General features: G+C 60.2%; 2 protein-coding genes. Both read left to right on the top strand.

Features of this window, described 5'->3' with window-relative positions; translation table 11 throughout:
• Positions 1–248 precede the first annotated feature (248 nt).
• On the top strand, positions 249–419 hold the full coding sequence (locus JKL48_RS22870) for a putative Ig domain-containing protein (RefSeq protein ID WP_201987733.1): 171 nt from the start codon (positions 249–251) through the stop codon (positions 417–419).
• A gap of 34 nt (positions 420–453) precedes the next feature.
• Positions 454–645: a hypothetical protein gene (locus JKL48_RS22865; RefSeq protein ID WP_201987732.1), complete on the top strand. Its 192-nt coding sequence runs from the start codon at positions 454–456 to the stop codon at positions 643–645.
• The last annotated feature ends 175 nt before the right edge of the window (positions 646–820 follow it).

Genomic DNA, 820 nt, shown 5'->3' with positions numbered 1-820 from the left:
CGGGCACGAACTCGCGTCCTTACTCACCCTCCACTTTCACCTGCTCGATTCGCAACCCACTTCGTGACGGGTATAAAACGTGCGAAGTTCAGGCCAACGAGTCCTACCCCGTGGTCGGGAGCCAGCCTTACGACCAATTGGATGTTCTCCTTTTTTCCACTCCGCAACCCGCCAGTGGCTCCGAATTGGTTTTTCTAACATTCTCCAAAAAATAGGGCCAGTCCGCCACTGCTTACCAGCTAACCCTGATGAGCTACCGGACAGCCAAAGGCGTGGACGTAACCTTTCCCCTGGCAAACGCGACGCTCCGGGAAGCGAATGGAAGCTACTCCGGCACTTTCTCTGGTGCGGCTGCGCCCGGCACCACAACCGCCACCCTGGCCGTTACCGACGGTACGTTTACGGGCGTGCACCCATAGCCCGGCACCCCGTCGGCCGGCCTGTCCCTTGCCAATGCGCCCGGCAGCTCAGCGCGACAGCGCAGGCCTATCTGAATTGAAAGGCGTAACGCTTTACCGCCCCCAAACCAGCAATCGTATTGCCGCAGCCTGCGCCCTGTGCATTGGCAACACGGGCCCGGTACTGGAGGGCAACGTGACAATTGCCGACTTGCCCGGCGCGCTGGCCGTGGGCTTCATCCATTAGTCGCCAAGCCGTTAAGTCCCACAACAAGCGCCGCATTCGTCCGGGGCTTGTTGTGGGACTTAACGGTTTGACTTGTACGTTGTCATGATGCCCCTACAACTCACAGCGCCTTGCTGCCGGTTTGGGCATCCACCACGGCGATGGCGGCCATGTTGACGATGTCGCGCACCGAGGC

The sequence above is a fragment of the Hymenobacter rubidus genome, assembly GCF_016734815.1.
Lineage (GTDB): Bacteria > Bacteroidota > Bacteroidia > Cytophagales > Hymenobacteraceae > Hymenobacter > Hymenobacter rubidus.
This window is presented reverse-complemented; position numbering and strand designations above follow the sequence as displayed.

Coding starts and splice junctions, on each gene's coding strand:
- JKL48_RS22870 (WP_201987733.1), top strand. CDS start 249: ATGAGCTACCGGACAGCCAAAGGCGTGGACGTAACCTTTCCCCTGGCA.
- JKL48_RS22865 (WP_201987732.1), top strand. CDS start 454: ATGCGCCCGGCAGCTCAGCGCGACAGCGCAGGCCTATCTGAATTGAAA.